This is a genomic window from Ruegeria sp. YTSC106 (assembly GCF_059609765.1).
The window spans coordinates 1-4,022 of the sequence record NZ_JBXWMI010000042.1 but is presented as its reverse complement, the minus strand read 5'-3'; the positions used below and the strand labels follow the sequence as shown (position 1 = coordinate 4,022).

General features: G+C 51.7%; 4 protein-coding genes. 3 read left to right on the top strand and 1 reads right to left on the bottom strand.

What is annotated here, in order from left to right:
• A partial coding sequence (locus tag AC2FEB_RS23240) for a hypothetical protein (protein WP_496677685.1) occupies positions 1-252 on the top strand: 252 nt, incomplete at its 5' end.
• A 405-nt stretch (positions 253-657) separates the two neighbouring features.
• On the top strand, positions 658-957 hold the full coding sequence (locus tag AC2FEB_RS23235; protein WP_496677686.1) for a hypothetical protein: 300 nt from the start codon (positions 658-660) through the stop codon (positions 955-957).
• Positions 958-1,174: 217 nt separating this feature from the next.
• On the opposite strand, the gene AC2FEB_RS23230 is transcribed toward AC2FEB_RS23235, so the two are convergent.
• Positions 1,175-1,897, bottom strand: coding sequence for an SdiA-regulated/phytase-like domain-containing protein (locus tag AC2FEB_RS23230; protein ID WP_496677687.1), 723 nt, complete (start codon positions 1,895-1,897; stop codon positions 1,175-1,177).
• A 338-nt stretch (positions 1,898-2,235) separates the two neighbouring features.
• Between AC2FEB_RS23230 and AC2FEB_RS23225 the strand changes: the two genes are divergently transcribed.
• Positions 2,236-3,768, top strand: coding sequence for a phospholipase D family protein (locus AC2FEB_RS23225; protein WP_496677689.1), 1,533 nt, complete (start codon positions 2,236-2,238; stop codon positions 3,766-3,768).
• Positions 3,769-4,022 lie beyond the last annotated feature (254 nt).

The window sequence follows — 4,022 nt, the reverse complement described above, 5'->3', positions numbered from 1 at the left end:
AAGAACCACCAGTATTCTGAGCGTAAAGCCCGACCGGAGAACTGGAAGTATTTCGAGAAACACGTTTTAACTGCTTCACCAAATCCCATATTTCACTCCATTCTTACTTTCTTTGCTGCCTCAAACGCTTCGCTGCTCAGGAGAACGCACTCGCCCCTACGGATGCTCCCACTTACCTTATTGTTTGAAAGTAGAAGCCTATCGCATGAGAGCGTAAAGAATTTTATGCGCGGAAAAAATATTGATTTATGAAAAATTAGATTCAAACATGCGAATTCGACTCAACTTTATTTTACCTCCGTTGTTGTCGGTGTCGCCCGATTTATCGGGCCCTTCCGACTGCTAGAGTGAGTGCTGGCGGTCGGAAGGCCTTTAATAATGATCGAGCGTTGGGAGGACGCGATGCTTAGACTCAACGAACTAGCCCTCCCTCCAGAGTTCGCTCTAGCTTTTTGCAGTGACGCCATTCAGCCACCACGCGTTGTTGGCGGTTTCGGTAGTCAACGAAAAATCGTTCCGCCGACCAAGCCCTCCGCGGCAAGTTTTGGGCAAGACAGTCACAGGATCGAGGTATGTTCTATTGGCTGCACAGACGCGACAGTTTGAAACAAGCGCATCCAGTTTTACTAATTTCAAGGGAACCAATGGGAGAAGAAAATGTCTAACAAGACAGTGATGATTGCAGGCGCGACATGTTTCGCACTGCTTGCGGCCTGCGACGACACGAGTACTTCAAGCGCGTCCGCCGAGCTCACACCGGCTCAGCATGCATGTTTGCGAGATGTAGCCAACACGACGAACAATTCGCAAGTCGTGGTGCTTTCATCCGCGTTTAGCGAGGCGGGAACACAAGTCACTGTCGGCGTTGGCGAGGATCGTGCTCCTTGGAATTGTATAGCCTACAGTGATGGCGCGACAGCTGGTATCGAGTTCCTGGGCGACGAAGGCGCATTGTAACCTTTTTGCTGTGTAGCTGAAAGCGGCTGCGCAGCACTGGCTTGATCTGCTGAGGTTCGACTTGGTTTGTAGAAAACAGAATTAGCCAACGCAGCGCATAACTCAGAACTTGTGTTTGATGACCCCGTTTCCTCGCTTGATCATCGTTGGCGTACGAAGGTCGCCAAACACCTAGAACATCATGCAATCCGCGCTCGAGGCCAGCAACGTTGATCCTTCAGGCAAGGTGGGTTTGTAGTCGAACGTGACAATCTTCGCTCCGCTGTCGAACGCCACGAACAATTGGTTGGATCCAGGCCTTATGGCAATGCCTTCCGGGTCTGTTCCAAACTCCAACAAGCTTTGCTGGGGCAAGCAGCTGGCCATCAGCCGTGAACTCGTACAGGCTGTTTGACCCTTCCCAATCATCAACAATCAACATGTGGCCTGTGCGTGGATCAATCGCGATACCCTGTGCCTCACTCAAGGGAGGAGAGAGCTTCATTGTATCCAACCTCGCTGTCAAAGCATCCTCTGACGTGAACCACGACAACCGTTCGGGATCATCCTCTACGGTCACGATTTGTCTTTTGGCGTTGATCGCGATTCCTTCCGTGTCCACAAATCTACCTTCCAGTTCAAAGGGCGCTCCTAAAGGCTCGACGTCCTTTGTGACTCGTTGAAGGCTGCCAAGGCCATCTCCCAGCAACAAGTGATCCCGTTCAATAGCAATTGCTTTGATCCGGAAGAGATCGCTGGATATGCGTCTCAACTCATTGCCTTGCAATGTGACCAGAACGGCCTCGGGCCCCTCGTTCGTGATCCACAACCCACAAAAGGTTGGGTCGTAATCGAGACTTGCGGGTTGATTTAGCTCGTAGCGCCCGGTTTCACTGAGCTGCAATGCCGTGGCCGGGGAAAACACAGTGCAGATGAGTAAGGCTATGGTCCTCGCAAACACTCAGGATGCTCCTAAAATTTGCACCAGAAGGGTGGGGCGGTATCGCGATAGGTCAATACAAAGAGTACCTACACTCCATAAACCAGAGAGCATCACATTATCAGAACAGAGAGACTTAGAACGCGGAAACTGGTTGCGAGCGGTTTGGTTCGACGCAACTGGGTTGTGCGAGAGTACTTTTGAACTGAGGCTGCGACAAATTCGCGAACCGACATCGTGGCGATTGTTGGATTTGCGAAATCAACACTAACAAACGAAACAACCTCAGGCTTCATAGAACAAACTTGCAATCGCGTGCTCCGGCGTAGTCACTTAGGACACAGGGTTGGAGGAAGCCGATGGCGAAATGGAAGTTCGTGATTTGTGTTTGTTGCGCGCTGGCTCTTGTCGCTTGCGCTCCAAAAACCCGCACATATGAAAAGACGGTATCGGCTGCGCTACAGGCAAATTCGGGCACAACTCTAGGTCAGGCGGCCAATCGCCTTGGGGACCCCAAAGACGGTCGGTCAGGCATCAAGCTGATCAGTGATGGAGAAGAAGCGCTTGTATCACGACTGCTGATGGCCGCAGCGGCCGAGCGAACGATAGACGCGCAATACTACCTTCTGCACAACGACCCCACGGGTCACCTTTTTGCAGCCAGTCTTTTGCAGGCAGCAGATCGGGGTGTTCGCGTCCGATTGTTGCTGGATGACATGGATACGTCCAGCTATGACGCGATGACAGCCGCATTGGACAATCATGAGAATATTGAAATCAGGCTGTTCAATCCGTTTTGGCGCGATCAGAGCCTATTGTTCGCGGGTCTGACAGACTTCAAACGCATCAATCGCAGAATGCACAACAAGTCCATGACGGCGGACAACGTGTTCACGATTGTGGGTGGGAGAAACATCGGCGCCGAGTATTTTTTGGCGCGGAAAGAAATGAACTATGCCGATCTGGATGTGCTGGCCGCAGGCCCTGTTGTACGCGAGGTGTCACATAGCTTTGACGCTTACTGGAACAGCGAATTCGCCGTTCCGGCTCGTGTGGTCGTTGGAGAACCTAAGGAATTTGACCTTGCTGATGCGCGAGTCCGGTTAAACGAACTGGTCGAGGAAGCGAAGCTCACCCAGTACGGCGCTGCCCTCAGAAAGTCAGCGCAAGAGAACTTCGCGGATGGAGCCCTGTCACTGGATTGGCTGCCTGCGAAGCTTTATGCCGATCCGCCCTCAAAAGCCGCGGGTCTCGAGAACTCAGGTCCCGTTCTGGCATCTCAATTGTTTCCGTACTTTGAGAATGCCAACAGTGAGGTGAACATCGTGTCCGCCTATTTCGTGCCGCGCAACAACGGTGTGAAATGGCTTACCGAACTTGAGAGCCGCGGTGTTAACGTGAAGGTCGTGACCAATTCGCTTGCGTCTAACGACGTCGCACCCGTTTACGCACACTACGCTAAAAAACGCCGAGCACTTTTACGTGGTGGAGTAGAACTCTATGAGTTGCGACCCGACGCCTATCAGGTCCAACGCCGGGGTATAAACTGGGCTCAATCAAGGTCAGGCCTACACTCCAAGGCATTTGCAGTTGATGACCGATACTTGTTCGTAGGGTCGTTCAACTGGGACCCACGATCTGTCAATATCAACACCGAGATGGGAATTTTGATTGACTCGCCAGCACTGACTGCACAGACCATGAGCGCTTTGGACGACGCTTTACCTGCATACACATATAAAGTAGCGCTCGAGCAAGATGGTCAGCTTAAATGGACGACAAAAAATGATGATGGCAACATCCTTGAATATCGATCCGAGCCGACAGGATCAGTCTGGGATCACTTAGTTTCTGGTTTTCTAAGTGTTTTACCAATTGGGTCCCAGCTTTAGGTTTATTGGGAGAAACTCTGACGGCTTGTCGCCCCACTTGGGGGCGCGACTACACTGAATGGGTTTTCACCCTAGTGTTTTTAAGCCCATCGCTTGGGCGACCTTCAGTAGAAATCAATCTCGCTGACGTCTACGCGGACCTCATGATCGCGCCCGTAGGCAACAACTCCAATTGACGTGATTTCGTCAGCGACGGGAATAGCGCGCAACATGGCACCTGAAGCCTTGAAGCCTGACAGGGGTAAACTGATTTT